The following is a 14,917-nucleotide window of genomic DNA, read 5'->3' as shown; positions in this document are numbered from 1 at the left end:
GTCCAGCGTCCAGCGTCCAGCGTCCAGCGTCCAGCGTCCAGCGTCCAGCGTCCAGCGTCCAGCGTCCAGCGTCCAGCGTCCAGCGTCCAGCGTCCAGCGTCCAGCGTCCAGCGTCCAGCGTCCAGCGTCCAGCGTCATACTTCTGACAAAGTCATCCGTTTTCAAAAACCCAGGCAATTCGTCAAAATTTACTTATTTAACAAATTCGCATTGCAGCATTACGTGCCGGTCATCCAACCAATGTGCAACTGAGCCTTACATGTAGTTATCAGATGCCTTTAATCACACCTACTGGTGATACACACGATGATAAATCTGGAGAAGGCTTAAATGCTGGTTTTAGCATACAAGTCGTATTGTGCGGAAAGTGGAGGATAACGAGATACCAACTGTCGCTTAGGTGTATTCCTTATCCTGGAGTTCTTCCCGGATCAGCTGCAAAGAGATGAACGACACGAAATGCGTTATGCAGAAATACCATCGTCATGACTCACTAGGACTCATAAAAGTAGTGCCCAGACCATCCTAAGCACCATCATTACAAGTACCTTCACCACCCATCAAAAATCCATGGTGATTTTCAGCCTGAAAATTTCAGAAATTTTCTTTTAATACACTACCTTATAGCGTTTTCAGGAAGGTGAAAAAATCCATCTGAAAAGGTGACAATGTCATTTCAAGCTTTACTCATAAACGCTCATGACAGCCAGCTCGGTAGGGTAGGGCGCCCCTCTACTGCCGGTAAGAATGCTTTACTCAGTGCGTGCGGAAGACAGTGAGCAAAAGCACGCCCAGTTCAATCAAGCACAATTATACTTTGCATTAAGCTGTGTAAATCACACTAACCTTACACGTTCACCATGGCGTTCCTTTTAAACTCACCCCACAGTCGGATAGTCCTATGAACAATATTGACTTACTCATTGTTGGAGCAGGGCCCACTGGTTTGGTGCTGGCACTCTGGCTCACCCGGCAAGACGTGTCAGTTCGAATCATCGACAAGAGTCAGGGACCGGGTGAGACATCACGAGCAATGGCCGTTCAGGCTCGCACGCTGGAACTGTATCGCCAGTTGGATTTGGCTGAAGAGACTATCGAGGCAGGCTATAAAATGCCGGCAATGAATATGTGGGCGAAGGGAAAACCGAGGGCGCGCATTCCCCTGGAGAATGCCGGGAACGACATTTCTCCGTATCCATTCGTGCTTGTCTTACCCCAGGACAGACATGAAAAACTGCTGGTCACCCGCCTTGAAATGGCAGGTGTCATCGTCGAACGGCAAACAGAATTTATGTCGTTTAGCGAAGAAGGCGAACAGATTGTTGCTACGATCAAAACACCTGGAGGGCAAACAGAAACCTGCACTGCCACCTATCTTGCAGGCTGTGATGGTGCGCATTCCCCGGTGCGCCATCAGATTGGTAGTGACTTCGAAGGCGGTACTTACAACCATCTCTTTTACGTTGCAGATGTACAGGCCAGTGGAGTGACACCCGCGAATGAGGGACACATTGCCTTCGACAAGTCGGATTTTGTCCTGGTGATGCCCTATGGGCCGGAGCATCAATATCGTCTGATCGGCACTGTTGAAAGTGAGGAAGGGGATAAGCAGCAACACTCTTTTGACGATGTCAGTCAACGGGCCATCAATGGGTTAGGGCTCAGCATCAAACAGGTGAACTGGTTTTCCACTTACCGTGTCCATCACAGGGTAACCAATCATTTTCGACATGGTCGTGCATTTCTGCTGGGGGATGCAGCACACGTCCATAGCCCGGCGGGAGGGCAGGGGATGAATACCGGCATTGCCGATGTGATAAACCTTGCGTGGAAATTGTCTGCGGTAATTAAAGCGCAGGCCCCTGAAACCTTGCTGGATAGTTATGAGGCGGAGCGAAAAGGCTTCGCTCACCAACTGGTAAAAACCACAGACCGGGTCTTCACTTTCATCACTGCCGCTGGCGGGTTTGCAGATTTCGTGCGTACACACATTGCACCGTCGATCGCCAGTCAGGCCTATCGATATGAACGTGTACGCGAATACCTTTTCCGCGTCATCTCACAAACGACGATGAGCTATCCGGACAGTCCTTTAAGTGAGGGAAAAGCGGGAGAGATAAGTGCGGGCGATCGCTTACCGTATATCGCTATGGGTGAGACAGACAATTATGCATTACTGAGAAAGATAGTCTGGCAATTACACATCTATGGTACAGCCACTGAAGAAGTCAGGAACTGGTGCGATCGCCATGGTGTGGAATGGCATGTCTTCCCCTGGCAGGATGTATTTGAGAAAAAAGGATTCAAACAGGACACCGCTTACCTGATTCGACCGGATGGCTATATCGGCCTGGTGGTCACTGAAAGACATGCGGAGCATCTTTCCGCTTATGTCAGTCGTCTTGGAATACAGCAAGCTTTGTTGTTGAGGCATTGAAAGTCAGCTCGCTCGTGTTACTGGCACATTCATCAGTTCATTGAGTAGCGTAGCAAGTTGCATCAACATGAGGGTGCCAACTTCGATTTGTGGGAAAAATCAGCCTATGGCGTTGGCACGGATTCAAGACTGCGTCAGCCAGTTTCGGCAACAGTGTTTTAAAACGCAAGATGAGTCGCTGCCAGCAACGCGTGACACAAAGCCTCGCCAACCGCGCTAGCCGATTGCGGGTTCTGACCGGTAATCAGCAGGCCGTCGGTCACCACATTGCACTGCCAGTTATCTGCGGGCTGGTGGCGTGCACCTCGCGCTTTGAGTGCCGCTTCCAGCATAAAAGGCACTACATTTGCCATACCGACTTCCATTTCCTCGGTATCAGTGAAGGCCGCCACGCGTTTACCTTTTACCAGATACTGGCCATTACGCAGTTTCACATTGATCAGCGCTGCCGGGCCGTGGCAAACCGCCGCAACGGGTTTGCCGCTCTCATACATCTGGCGCGTCAGGTATTTCAGCACGGCATCATCGGGGAAATCCCACATCGTGCCGTGTCCGCCGACAAACAGGACCGCGCTGTAATCTTCACTTTTGGCCGCCGCCAGCGGTAAGGTGTTATTCAGCCGCTGGCCAGTAGTGCTGGTTGATCGCATCATCTTCGATACCATAAACCGGTGGTTTTCCTCCTTTGACAGAGGCAAAGGTCGTTCGAATACCGGCTGATTCAAGTACATGTAAAGGGTGAGTCAATTCTGGCAGGTAAAAGCCGGAGATTTCATGCCCGGCGACGATATCGCGAAAACTACTCAGTACCAGCAATACCGGTTTAACTGAGTGCGGCTGGACGCCATTCATAAAGGATCCTCAAAGTCTTATTCATTTTTTTTGCGTAGCGGATGCGCTGTGCCGGGAAATGTGCCAAACATCGCCCTGCCCAGAATAATTTGCGGCGTAAGATTGTGAAACGGTGATTTGCTTATAGCGGCAATAAGAATTCTTTATAACAGTGTGGTATGTAATGTTTTATCGCCGAAATATAATATTTAAACACTTCCCAGAATATCAGACGCCTCGAAATGAAAAAGAGCCTCCGCAGAAGCTCATAAATGTCTTAGAAGGAAGTAGTCACACCCGCATAATAAGCGCGGCCCGGTTCGTTATACGTTGAAGCGCCTTCGTTCTCGCGGTAGATCTGTTTATTCAGCAGATTGCTGATGCCAGCACTGAAGCGAAGGTTTTTATTCATCTCATAATTTACGCCAACACCATAAATTGCATAGGCACCAACTTCCTTATCTGATAAGCCGCTCGCTTCTTTACGTATCTCAGCCGTGGTACGTGGATGCTGACGGCCATATAGGGTCCAGCTCAGGGTGGTGGATAGGGCATCTGTCACCTGCCATTCCAGCCAGCTGTTCACGGTATATTTCGGAATCAACGACAAAGGATTGCCGGTCGATTTATATTTCGACGTGAACATGTAGGTGGCATTGGTGCGCCAGTTCAGCGTGTCTTCAATCAGCGGTAGGGTTAAGTTTCCTTCCAGACCCTGGGTTAACGCTTTACCACCGTTTTGCCACTGATAGATATCATAGTTCGAGGAATACCATGAACCGGCTACCGTAACGGTTCCAAGAGAATCCGAGCCCGCGACTATTTTATTTTGATAGTCATTACGGAAGTAGGTCAGGCCTGCGCTGTAACCCGCATCATTCCAATGCAAACCAATCTCTTTATTTACACTGACTTCAGGTTTGAGATCGCCATTACCCATCAAGTAGCAACCATTGCTGCCGCTTACGGAACATCCGTTACCACTGCTGGCGAGCAAATAACCTTCGGTTGATTGATAGAGATTCGGGGCTTTAAACACGCGAGCAATACCGGCTTTCAGTTTGATCGTGTCGGTTAAATCCTGCTGAATGTTAAGGCTCGGGCTCCAGTTATGACCGAATTTATCGCTGTAATCGAAGCGCAGACCGGGGATCAACGTGGTGCCGTCGAAGGCATCAATCGTGTCTTCCAGATAGAGTGCACTCAGCTCCTGGCTGTTTTTGCTGCTGCGCTGCGATGGGTCGCCGGAAACACCGTTGATATCAATGCCTGTCGCATCCGTTTCCTGCATCGCCGCCGGGTCGTTGAGCTGCTCTTTATTCCACTCCCCCCCGATGGTTAAGGTATGGTCCACCAGCAAGTTGAAGGGAACGGTATATTCGTTGTTGATACGCCAGGTTTTATAGCGGCTGGTGTTGAAGGTATCGCTGTTGATCATCCCTTCTACTTTACCGGTTGAACCTTCGGCCAGACGCGTATTATGCGTATCCTCATAGCTCAGCGTGAGTTTGGATTGCCCCAAATCCCAGATGCCATTGTGGATGAGGCTATAAGCCTGACGGTACATGCGATTGGTTTCGCTGCCATATAAGGTCGGCACCAGCGTGCTGAGATTACTCAGGCTATATTGCGTATCCCCGGCATAAATATTGCCCTGACGGCTGTAGGCGTAATTGAAGTCGAGGTATTATTGCTCGTTAATCTTCCACTGTAACGATGTGTTGATATCACGATTGCGCACACCTTCGTGACCGGCTGCGTAGGAGCCGTTCTCGCTGGTATTGATATCGTAGGCATCGGCGTCGGTTTTATTGATATTGCCGTACATGCGCATCGTCAGCACGTCATCAATCAGTGGGCCGCTCAAACTAAAGTTCATGCGCTTGGTCGCGCCCTCATCTTTGTCTTCGGGCTGATTGGTGAACAGGGATAATGAGCCGTGCCAGTCATTGGTCGGGCGTTTGGTGACGATGTTCACGACACCGCCCATCGCGCCGGAACCGTAGTGAGCCGCCGCCGGGCCGCGCCGTACATCGATGTGATCCACCATCTCAGCGGGAACCCAGTTGGTATCGCCTCGGGTATCACGTTCTCCGGTGCGGCTGTAGCGTACAGCGCTGCGCGAAGAAACGGGGACACCATCAATCAGGATCAAGGTGTTTTCGGGGCCCATACCACGAATATCAATCTGGCGATTATTACCGCGACTTCCTGTGGCACTGTTACCCGTGAGATTAACGCCAGGCATTTTGCGAATAATATCGGAGAGATCATTAACCGGTGGATTGCGCTCAAGATCCTGTTGAGTAATCAAGGATGCACCAGGTTGCTGCTTTAATACGTTCTCAGCTTTTGCACTGACGATCATATCCGTTTCATTCGTTGCGGGCTTCTCTGCCTTTTTCGCTGAAATAACTTTCTCTTTACCGCTATCATTATTATCCAGCGATAAGACGTCACTATTATCAGCCGCCAGCACATTTCCACTGTGAACGATAATTCCAATCAGAATTGAAAGCGTTGTTTTCCTTATACCAAAGACAAAAGACATATTGTTACACCAGATTATTATTAGTTACATATCAAATGAGGAGGATAATAATTATCATAATCATTCTCAATATTGATATTTTTGACACATTTAGACATGTCTGATGGTGCCTGTTTACATGTCTTGCCTCAGGTATTGCAAAAGAGGTTGCAAAGTGAGCAATCATGGAAAGATTGTGAAGGCGTGTGGCGGACGCTTTGTAGCATCCGCCACAAAATTAGATGTGACGTTGTAGCCAGGCTAAGGCTAACTGGGCGCGGGCAGAGAGAGGCCATTCAGCCCGGTGCACTAACCAGATAGTGTCAACCAGCGCATCACCCTCAGCGGCAACCTCAATGGTTTCAGGGCGGGTAAACGCCAGTCGCGCATAGCGTGGCAGAACCGCAAAACCGAGCCCGCGCGCGACCGGTTCCAGAATCAGGCCGATCTGATTACTGAATCCGCGTTGGGGGAGGTTACGAATGCCTGGGTTGCCCGGAAATAATCGACTTAATAATCGTGTCGCCATCGCCTGCCCATCGGGATGGTCGATATAACCCAGCTTTTCCAAATCGTTCCAGCCAGTCACTCGCTTATTAGCCGGTACGATCAGTTCCAGCGGTTCTTCAGCAAAAGGATGGGCCTCGAGCCGTTTATCATCCGGTTTGTGTGTGACCAGGCCCATTTCGTAACGGTTATGCAAAACCGCGTCGATCACTTCGCTATCCGGCGCAAAGCGGTGACGAACAGTGAGGTCGCGATGCTGTTCCTGTAATGACAACAGCAAGGGATAGAGCCGGAGTCCGATGCTGCCGGGCGAAATCACGCTCACTTCACCGCAGGTGGCTTCGGCATCACTCAGTCTCAGCATTAAGTGATGGTGGGCACGATCAATTTGCTGACAATAATCCAGTAGGGCGCTGCCAGCGGGCGTCAGTTCCAGGGGGCGCTTGCTCCTCAGTATCACCGGACCTAACTGCAGTTCCAGATGGCGAATGTGCTGACTCACCGCCGCCTGAGTGATGCCTAATCGCTCAGCGCTGTCGGTAAAGCTCCCGAGTTCGGCCAGCGTGGCAAAAGATTTAAGCCATTGCGGGTTCATCATAATGAAATTTTATAGTTCTCATAATTGATCGTCTGTTTTCATTATAACGACAGTTACGTAGCCTGTAGATCTTTTCATCCAATGAGATTGATCATGACAACTCCCTATCCGCGCACCTTTTCCCATATTGGCCTTTCGGTGACAGACCTTGATGCCGCCGTGAAGTTTTACACCGAAGTGATGGGCTGGTATTTGATCATGCCGCCCACGCAGATTGCCGAAGATGAATCCGCCATCGGGGTAATGTGCAGTGATGTTTTCGGCAAGGGATGGGAGAAGTTTCGCATCGCCCACGTTTCCACAGGCGATCGCGTCGGTGTTGAAATCTTTGAATTCAAGGCGGCAGCAAAACCCGACAATAACTTTGAATACTGGAAAACCGGGGTATTCCATTTCTGCGTGCAGGATCCTGATGTGGAAGGTTTAGCGGAGAAGATTGTTGCAGCGGGTGGTAAGCAACGTATGCCGGTACGTGAGTATTTCCCCGGTGAGAAACCGTATCGCATGGTCTATATGGAAGACCCGTTCGGCAACATCATCGAGATTTACAGCCACAGTTACGAGCTGACCTATTCTGCAGGTGCGTATGTCTGAGCAGGAATTTACCCTCCCCGCCGACTGGCGAGGGTGGGTGTGGCAGGGTGGCGATAACCCGCTGGCGCTGCAGGAACGCTACCTGAGTTTGTCACCCCTCCAACCGGGCGAAGTGCTGGTCAGGAATGCCGCGACAGGTTTGAATCCGGTTGACTGGAAAGTGCTCGACACCCAGAGGGATCGGGTGCCTGGCGTCGATGGTGCGGGCACGGTGGTCGCGGTTGGCTCCGATGTCGACCAGCACTGGTTGGGCAGGCGCGTTGCCTACCATCAGAATTTACAACGCAATGGCAGTTTCGCTGAGTATACCGTGCTGGCTGCGCAGGTTTTGCTGCCTATCCCGGATGGACTCGACTTCGCGACCGCCGCCGCTTTCCCTTGCCCGGCACTTACCGCCTGGCAGGCAATTGAAAAGATCCCGGTTGAGCCTGGCGCGCCACTCTTGATTTCGGGAGCGGGGGGATCGGTCGGGCATTTTCTTGTGCAGCTGGCCTACGCACGTGGCTTTGAGGTCACGACGTTAAGCGGTGAACGTCACTGGCCACGTCTGCACGCGCTGGGTGCGAAGCGCTGTTACAGCGATGAGCAGCATGATGCTTCTGCCGTGAAGGAGCGCTATTTTGCTGTTATCGATGCTGTCAGCCCGGAAAAAGCAGCGCTTCTGGCGAATAACCTGATGGCGAATGGGCATCTGGTATGCATTCAGGGGCGGGTGAAAGAGTGGCCAAATCCGGCGTTTGGTCGTGCGTTGTCGTTGCATGAAGTGGCGCTCGGCGCGCTGCACCAGCATGGTAATGCACAGCAATGGCAACGACTCACGCAGCAGGGTGAACAGATGCTGAGGCAGATTGCGCAGGGCACACTGCAAAGTGAAATGTTGCTGCACTTCAGCTGGGAACAACTCCCGGCGCAGCTGCTGGCTCTGCAGTATCGTAATTTTAGTGGTAAGCAGGTCATACTGCTCTAGTTGTAAAAGCGAAAGCACACTGGTTTGTCAGCACAATATCGATAGCCGGATTATGTCACTCGTAAATCGGCTAATTGTTTATTCAGTTCTCACGGCAGTGGAAGCCTTTACAGAATTATAAAATCCCCTCTCTCGGATGCTATCCCGGCACCGTTCGTTAGTTCGATTGTATCCACCCTCAGAAAGCAGTATTCACCGCACCCCTCATGCTGTATTCTGCTGTATATTGCAATATTTTGCGGTTTTGAGATCGGCATGCATAAAACAGCCAGACAAAAATTATTGATGGAATTGCTGCTTGAACAAGGTCAAGTGGGAATTGGGCAACTCGTGGAGCAGTTGCAGGTTTCAGCGGATACCGTGCGTCGCGACCTGGCCGATCTGGAAAAACAGGGTCTGGCGCAGAAAAACCATGGTGGAGCCGTGGCACTGGATCTGTCAGTGATGAATCGCCACCAGCGCAGCGCACTGATTCCCGATGTCAAAATTGAACTTGGCAGGCAGGTAGCGGAAAAAATACCGGCAGGTGCCACGCTGTTTCTGGATGCGGGCAGCACAGTGCTGGCGGTCGCCACGTTGCTAAAAGGCCCAGCAACGGTCATCACTACGTCACTGGATATTGCCCATCACCTCAGTGATAAGCCGGATGTCGAACTCATTCTTTTGGGCGGCAAATGGGACAAACAACAACGGCTGTTTTCTGGCAGCGCCACGCTATCTCTGCTTGAAAAGTATCGTGCCGACATCGCCATTCTGGGGGCCTGTGCGCTGCATGCCCGATTTGGATTGAGTGCTAGCCAGGAGGGGGATGCGGAAGTGAAGCGCGCCATGCTGGCGGCAAGCAGCGAACACTGGGTGGTGGCCGATCATATGAAGCTCAACCGTTGTGAACCCTATCTGGTCGCACCGCTCACCGATATCCATCAACTTTTCCTTGATGCGCCCTGGAGCGATTTTGACGTCACCGACGCTACACAGGTCAACATCACACATTCTTAATGGCAAGAGGAGTCAGAAATGAGTATTCAGAAAGAGATTCGCGTCGCCCTCATCGGCTACGGATTTGTCGGTAAAACATTTCATGCACCCTTAATTCAATCCGTTCCCGGTTTGAAGCTGCATGTTGTTTCGTCTGGCAGTGAGGAGAAGGTCAAAAAGGACCTGCATGACGTCATCGTTCTCGACTCCCCGGAAGCGGCCATCCAGCATGCTGAAATTGATTTGGTGGTGATCGCCTCGCCCAATGCGACTCATGCACCCCTGGCGAAGCTGGCGCTGAATGCCGGTAAGCATGTTGTGGTGGATAAACCCTTTACGCTGGATCTGGCAGAGGCCAGAGAGCTGGCGGCACTGGCCCGTGAGAAGACATTACTGCTCTCAGTATTTCAAAACCGTCGCTGGGATACCGATTATCTGGGGGTAAAAAAGGTCATCGATTCTGGCGCGATCGGTCAGGTCAAACATTTCGAGTCTCACATCGACCGATTCCGCCCGGAAGTGCGCGACCGCTGGAGAGAACACGATATTCCTGGCAGCGGTTTATGGTTCGACATCGGTCCTCATATCATCGACCAGGCGTTGCAGCTGTTCGGACTGCCAGAAACCGTTTCTGGTGACATCGCCGTCCTGCGTCATGGCGGAAAAAGCAATGACTGGGCGCACGTCACGCTTAGCTACCCTGAGCATAAAGTGATCCTGCATGCCAGCATGCTCGCCGCGGGTGGCGTGTCACGCTTTACCGTTCACGGGGACAAAGGCAGCGTGGTTAAACCCAAAGCCGACCAGCAGGAAGCGCAACTGATTGCTGGCATCGAACCGGGTTCCGCGACCTGGGGCGAAGATCAGGATGATTTGATGTTGTTTGACAGTAATCTGCAGGTCACGTCACTCAAAACGCCAAAAGGCGACCAGCGTCAGTACTATATCCAGGTGCGAGATGCGCTGGCGGGCAAGCAGGCTAATCCAGTTTCTCCCGCTCAGGCGATTGCGGTCATGGCGGTGCTTGAAGCGGCAGTGCGCTCATCTGAGACCGGTACGGTGCAGAAACTCGCGCTGAGTGAAGCGGAAGCTGGTGCGTTTTATCAACTGAGTTAGCCGGGCGGGGCTTTACGGACAAGCTTTTATACGCTGGTAGAAGCCTGCCAGCGGATTAGAAGCCTCTGGCAAGCCTGTCATACATGGAATCAATCGTGCCGCAATGGAATCTCACATCTCCGATAGCAGCGCGATTGATGTTCTGATCGTCTTCGCAAGATTTTATCCAAGGCAATGAAGGATGAAATTTGGTGAAATGCATGCACGCTTAGCTACGATCATCATTGCCATCGATGTTGCTCGCTTCTTACCCAAGTCATCATCGCGGTGAGAAATTGACCTGATTCATATTTTGATGCATGATGACATCAGTTTGTGAATCATATGAGGTGGCGAGATGCGTACTACAGTGACGATTGATGATGTGCTGTATGCTCAGGCTCTGGATATGGCCGATCCAGATATGGATAAAGCTGATATTTTCCGAGAAGCGATGAAAACGTTTGTTCGGGTACAAGCGGCAAAGCGCCTTGCTTCATTGGGTGGCGCAGCACCTGAAATGGAAAGCATTCCCCGCCGTCGCGAGGAACCGTCTGCATAATGTCCATTCTGGTTGATACATCTGTCTGGGTAGATCATTTCAAAAACAGAAATGAAGAGTTAGTGCGGTTACTGAGCGGGGACCTGGTATTGATTCATCCAATGGTGATTGGAGAACTTGCCTGCGGCACCCCGCCAGCGCCCCGCGTGCGCACACTCCGTGACCTGAACTTGTTACCGCAATGCCACCAAGCCAGCATGAGTGAGGTGATGGCATTCATTGAAAATAAAACGCTGTACGGACACGGCTGTGGCCTGGTGGATATCGCCTTGCTTGCATCTGCTCTCATTACCCCCGGAGCAACGCTCTGGACGCTCGATAAACGGCTCGTCAAGTTAGCCAATCATCTTAATGTAGGTTATCAGCCTGTTCACTAACGTTAACTTCATCGTTAAGTTATCCCGCCCGCACAATCATAGCGAGATGAACCTCTAACAACACCATATTCAACACCAATCAAACGCGTTCCGATATCCGCCGCTGCCAGTTCGGGGATGCTCAATGTCGCAGTGGTTGACTGCTCCCCGGCCAAACTGCCAACTAAATCGACATGCGTGCCAGGCGTGACCCAGCTCCCTTTAATCAGTGGGCAGGTGGCACTGGTTGCCTTGGAGATGATGTCTGCGTGTGAAACGACGGTAGCAAGATCTGGAGCAATACGAGCGTTGATGCCTTGCTGCTGCAGATTGTCTGACAGTGGATGAAGCTTCTCTGCGGAGCGATTCCACAGCAATACGTGTGTAATACCAGGGCGAACCTGTAAATGCGCTTGTACCAAGGCTCTCGCAATAGGGCCCGCGCCGATCACCAGTAGCGTGTGGCTATCTGGACAAGTTCTGAACAAGTTTACCGGTGGATTTGCCATATGACTGCATTATGAAAAAATGGCGGGATTCCTTATAACACCACCCCTCAAACAAAACAGCCACCCCAGAGGGATGGCTGTTGATCTCATTCACACCTTTAATTACGGCAACTTATAAGCAATCACATAATCACCGCGATCCGGTGAGTTACGTGCGCCGCCTGCAGAGATAAGCAGGTACTGCTTGCCATCCACCGGTGACTTATAGCTGATTGGCGTGCCCTGGCTACCCACTGGCAGTCGCGCTTTCCACACCTCTTTACCGGTAGAGGTATCGAAGCCGCGCAGATAGTAATCCTGCGTGGAGGCGATAAATACCAAACCGCCCTGAGTCGCGAGCGTACCGCCAATGGTTGGCATACCAATCGGCATCGGCAGGCCGATTTTCACGCCAAAGGGACCGGTATCCTGTACGGTACCGACGGGCACCTGCCAGGCAATTTTCTGCGTTTTCAAGTCAACCGCGGTCAGCGTGCCGAACGGTGGCTTCTGGCAAGGGATCTCCAGCGGTGACATAAAGCGCACTTTGGCATTAATGGCATACGGCGTGCCTGCTAATGGCAGAGGACGGCTGATTGCCGCGGCTTCGTTGCCATCATTTTTCGCGCCCTGAATCTCCGGTGAAGCCGGAATCAGCTGCACTTCCAGACCCACGCGCATATCGTTGATAAACAGATACTGATTAACCGGATCAATCGACAATCCGCCCCAGTTCATGCCGCCCAGCGAGCCAGGCAGATTGAGTGAAGGATCGGTACCTGGCGGGGTGAAGAGTCCGTTATAACGCTTTGATTTAAACTGAATGCGGCAAATCAGCTGATCGAATGGCGTGGCGCCCCACATATCCGACTCTTTCAACACATCAGCACCGATCGTGGGCATACCGACAGAGAAAGGTTGCGTCGGGGAGTAGATCTCATCAGGGATCTGTCCCTTGGACACCGGGCGCTCTTCCACTTTAGTCAGCGGTTTGCCGGTAGCGCGGTCCAGCACAAAAAGCTGACCCGATTTGGTACCGAAAATGAGTGCTGGTGTGGTTTTGCCATCAGGCCCTGGGAAGTCAGAGAATGAGGGCTGCATCGGCACATCGAAGTCCCACAGATCGTTATGAACCGTCTGATAGACCCATTTCACCCGGCCAGTGCTGGCATCCACGGCCACCATCGAGGCACCAAACTTACGATCCAGCGGGTTGTGTTTCACGCCCCATAAATCGACCGCCGCGCTGCCGGTTGGCATATAAACGGTGTTGGAATGGCTGTCATAAGACATTGGCGCCCACACGTTGGGTGTCGAGCGTGCATAGGTTTGACCCTCTGTTGGCGCCTGTTTCTGCTCAGGGTTGCCTGGATCAAACGCCCAACGCAGTTGGCCGGTGATCACATCAAATCCACGCACCACGCCGCCTGGCATATCGGTCGCCACGTTATCCGCGACGCGACCGCCGATGACCACGGTCGTGCCCGCCAGCGTTGGCGCAGAGGTAGGGTAGTATTCGCCTTTGTCCGCGCCTTTACCCATATGGTCGCTCAGGCTGACACGGCCGTTGTTACCGAAGTCATGGCAGAACTCACCGGTATCGGCATCCAGCGCAATCAGCTCTGGCGTCACGCTGTTCATCAGAATACGACGCTGGCACTGAGCATTTGCCGCAACAGACACGGTACTCACCGGAGTGGAGTCCGGCAAATCAGGTTGCTGTAACGGTGCCTGGGCATCGAAGTAGGCCAATCCGCGACAACGCATCCATTTTTTCTGCTTAGTGTTGATTTCGGTTTTCCACAGCTCTTTGCCCGTGGTGGCATCAACAGCAATCACGTTGTTGTGCGGAGTGCATAAATAAAGGCGGTTACCGATCTGCAAAGGTGTTTGCTGGTCTTCCGCTCCGCCACCGTTCGGGCTGACCGGGATATCCCCGGTGCGATAGGTCCATGCAACCTGCAGGTCCTTCACATTGTCGCGGGTGATTTGATCCAGTGCGACAAAGCGCGTCCCGCCTGAGGTGTTGCCGTAGTTGTCCCAGTTGACCTGCTCTTCGCCTGGCTTCACTTTGACCAGCGGCAATGCGTCACCTGAAGCGCTGATAGGATCGTGCGGCACAAACATACCGCCAAGGGTTGCAGCGAAGGCAATCGCCAGTCCACCGGCTAAGGAGGCGGTGAGTTTCCAGCCTGACTTTTTACCTGCTTTCTTAAGCAGAAGCGGTAGAGAGAGGGCCACTAAGATGCCAAAGCCTGCCAGCGTCAACAGTCGTGAGACCAGTGGCCAGAAATCCAGACCGACATCCCACAGCGCCCAAATAGCGGTGCCCAACAGCACAACGCCATACAGCAGCGCGCCGCTAACCCGTTGGCGGATGATCTGCACTCCCGAAATAAGCAATGCCACGCCAGCGATCAGGAAGTACGCGCTGCCGTGCAGGCTGACCAACTGCCAGCCGTAAAAGGTAAGAAATGCGGCCATCACCAGAATGATGGCCCCCAAAATAGCAAGCCATGCGGCTGCTGGTTTGGACAGTTTATGACCAGACATAAATGTTCCCTAAGGTGTAACGCAAGCAATAACAGTAAGGCTAAATCCTTACTGTTTGTGAAGTTTATCAATGAGATGTAAAAAAATGCGCGGTAATGTTAGTGAGTTTTTAAGCTAATGGCTATCGATCTTTAATTGGTACTGAATAAGGATTAATTGATTGGAGAAGGAGCAGAAAATCACCCTACGGGGAGGAGGGTGAGGGAAATTTTGCGCTGATGTTAATGCGACGCTTTGGGTCTGTCGTGATGTCAGGGGAAATTGTGGATGCGGGGCGAAAAAGGGTCCAGGCCAGGCTTCAGCAGCCAATCTCCATTTTGATTTACGCTGGAAAATGGCAGTGACTGAGTGAGTCATGTTATTCAGGACCTTCCTGACCGGCATTACCGCCCCGTGTCGCGTTGTTAGAGCGAGCGAGGCA

Annotated in this window: 12 protein-coding genes and 1 pseudogene; 7 read left to right on the top strand and 6 right to left on the bottom strand. The window is 52.0% G+C overall.

Going from position 1 to position 14,917, the window contains the following annotated elements; translation table 11 throughout:
- The first annotated feature begins 901 nt into the window (after positions 1-901).
- Positions 902-2,437 carry an FAD-dependent monooxygenase gene (locus tag AC1MDE_RS15480; RefSeq protein ID WP_480344806.1) on the top strand — a complete coding sequence of 512 codons (1,536 nt, stop codon included), beginning with the start codon at positions 902-904 and terminating at the stop codon, positions 2,435-2,437.
- 158 nt (positions 2,438-2,595) lie between these two features.
- On the opposite strand, the gene AC1MDE_RS15475 is transcribed toward AC1MDE_RS15480, so the two are convergent.
- The 4 genes and pseudogenes from AC1MDE_RS15475 to AC1MDE_RS15460 form a co-directional block, all read right to left on the bottom strand.
- The gene (locus AC1MDE_RS15475; protein WP_480344805.1) at positions 2,596-3,090 is read right to left on the bottom strand and encodes a type 1 glutamine amidotransferase domain-containing protein; all 495 of its coding nucleotides are present in this window, start codon (positions 3,088-3,090) and stop codon (positions 2,596-2,598) included.
- Complete coding sequence (locus AC1MDE_RS15470; RefSeq protein ID WP_480344804.1) at positions 3,050-3,289, bottom strand: hypothetical protein; 240 nt, start codon at positions 3,287-3,289, stop codon at positions 3,050-3,052. Before AC1MDE_RS15470 ends, AC1MDE_RS15475 begins: the two co-directional genes overlap by 41 nt.
- Positions 3,290-3,545: 256 nt before the next feature.
- A pseudogene (locus AC1MDE_RS15465) lies at positions 3,546-5,819 on the bottom strand (FepA family TonB-dependent siderophore receptor).
- 217 nt (positions 5,820-6,036) lie between these two features.
- A complete protein-coding gene (locus AC1MDE_RS15460; RefSeq protein ID WP_479397648.1) occupies positions 6,037-6,903 on the bottom strand; it encodes a LysR family transcriptional regulator in 867 nt (288 codons plus the stop codon).
- A gap of 93 nt (positions 6,904-6,996) precedes the next feature.
- On the opposite strand from AC1MDE_RS15460, the gene AC1MDE_RS15455 reads away from it, so the two are divergent.
- The 6 genes from AC1MDE_RS15455 to AC1MDE_RS15430 all read left to right on the top strand — a co-directional run bounded on the left by AC1MDE_RS15455 (position 6,997) and on the right by AC1MDE_RS15430 (position 11,476).
- Complete coding sequence (locus AC1MDE_RS15455; protein ID WP_480344803.1) at positions 6,997-7,497, top strand: lactoylglutathione lyase family protein; 501 nt, start codon at positions 6,997-6,999, stop codon at positions 7,495-7,497.
- A complete protein-coding gene (locus tag AC1MDE_RS15450; protein WP_479402101.1) occupies positions 7,490-8,464 on the top strand; it encodes a zinc-binding dehydrogenase in 975 nt (324 codons plus the stop codon). Before AC1MDE_RS15455 ends, AC1MDE_RS15450 begins: the two co-directional genes overlap by 8 nt.
- 255 nt (positions 8,465-8,719) lie before the next feature.
- Entirely contained in the window at positions 8,720-9,463 is a 744-nt protein-coding gene (locus AC1MDE_RS15445; protein WP_479402102.1) for a DeoR/GlpR family DNA-binding transcription regulator, read from the top strand.
- A gap of 18 nt (positions 9,464-9,481) precedes the next feature.
- The gene (locus AC1MDE_RS15440; RefSeq protein ID WP_479402103.1) at positions 9,482-10,558 is read left to right on the top strand and encodes an oxidoreductase; all 1,077 of its coding nucleotides are present in this window, start codon (positions 9,482-9,484) and stop codon (positions 10,556-10,558) included.
- Between the two features lie 337 nt (positions 10,559-10,895).
- Positions 10,896-11,099 (top strand): type II toxin-antitoxin system VapB family antitoxin, encoded by a 204-nt coding sequence (locus tag AC1MDE_RS15435; RefSeq protein ID WP_034830833.1) that lies wholly within the window; start codon positions 10,896-10,898, stop codon positions 11,097-11,099.
- Positions 11,099-11,476: a type II toxin-antitoxin system VapC family toxin gene (locus AC1MDE_RS15430; RefSeq protein ID WP_480344802.1), complete on the top strand. Its 378-nt coding sequence runs from the start codon at positions 11,099-11,101 to the stop codon at positions 11,474-11,476. The genes AC1MDE_RS15435 and AC1MDE_RS15430 overlap by 1 nt, the downstream gene beginning before the upstream one ends.
- 14 nt (positions 11,477-11,490) lie before the next feature.
- Here AC1MDE_RS15430 and AC1MDE_RS15425 read toward each other — a convergent pair whose 3' ends face one another.
- Positions 11,491-11,964 carry a hypothetical protein gene (locus tag AC1MDE_RS15425; RefSeq protein ID WP_480344801.1) on the bottom strand — a complete coding sequence of 158 codons (474 nt, stop codon included), beginning with the start codon at positions 11,962-11,964 and terminating at the stop codon, positions 11,491-11,493.
- Positions 11,965-12,066: 102 nt separating this feature from the next.
- The gene (locus AC1MDE_RS15420; RefSeq protein WP_480344800.1) at positions 12,067-14,496 is read right to left on the bottom strand and encodes a membrane-bound PQQ-dependent dehydrogenase, glucose/quinate/shikimate family; all 2,430 of its coding nucleotides are present in this window, start codon (positions 14,494-14,496) and stop codon (positions 12,067-12,069) included.
- Positions 14,497-14,917 lie beyond the last annotated feature (421 nt).

Source organism: Pantoea folii (assembly GCF_056678875.1).
The sequence above is the reverse complement of the archived record's forward strand: the minus strand, read 5'-3'. Positions and strand labels throughout refer to the sequence as shown.

What these genes read in the sequence shown, in the direction of transcription:
- AC1MDE_RS15480 (WP_480344806.1), top strand. Translation starts at nt 902, where the DNA reads ATGAACAATATTGACTTACTCATTGTTGGAGCAGGGCCCACTGGTTTG.
- AC1MDE_RS15475 (WP_480344805.1), bottom strand. Translation starts at nt 3,090, where the DNA reads ATGATGCGATCAACCAGCACTACTGGCCAGCGGCTGAATAACACCTTA.
- AC1MDE_RS15470 (WP_480344804.1), bottom strand. Translation starts at nt 3,289, where the DNA reads ATGAATGGCGTCCAGCCGCACTCAGTTAAACCGGTATTGCTGGTACTG.
- AC1MDE_RS15460 (WP_479397648.1), bottom strand. Translation starts at nt 6,903, where the DNA reads ATGATGAACCCGCAATGGCTTAAATCTTTTGCCACGCTGGCCGAACTC.
- AC1MDE_RS15455 (WP_480344803.1), top strand. Translation starts at nt 6,997, where the DNA reads ATGACAACTCCCTATCCGCGCACCTTTTCCCATATTGGCCTTTCGGTG.
- AC1MDE_RS15450 (WP_479402101.1), top strand. Translation starts at nt 7,490, where the DNA reads ATGTCTGAGCAGGAATTTACCCTCCCCGCCGACTGGCGAGGGTGGGTG.
- AC1MDE_RS15445 (WP_479402102.1), top strand. Translation starts at nt 8,720, where the DNA reads ATGCATAAAACAGCCAGACAAAAATTATTGATGGAATTGCTGCTTGAA.
- AC1MDE_RS15440 (WP_479402103.1), top strand. Translation starts at nt 9,482, where the DNA reads ATGAGTATTCAGAAAGAGATTCGCGTCGCCCTCATCGGCTACGGATTT.
- AC1MDE_RS15435 (WP_034830833.1), top strand. Translation starts at nt 10,896, where the DNA reads ATGCGTACTACAGTGACGATTGATGATGTGCTGTATGCTCAGGCTCTG.
- AC1MDE_RS15430 (WP_480344802.1), top strand. Translation starts at nt 11,099, where the DNA reads ATGTCCATTCTGGTTGATACATCTGTCTGGGTAGATCATTTCAAAAAC.
- AC1MDE_RS15425 (WP_480344801.1), bottom strand. Translation starts at nt 11,964, where the DNA reads ATGGCAAATCCACCGGTAAACTTGTTCAGAACTTGTCCAGATAGCCAC.
- AC1MDE_RS15420 (WP_480344800.1), bottom strand. Translation starts at nt 14,496, where the DNA reads ATGTCTGGTCATAAACTGTCCAAACCAGCAGCCGCATGGCTTGCTATT.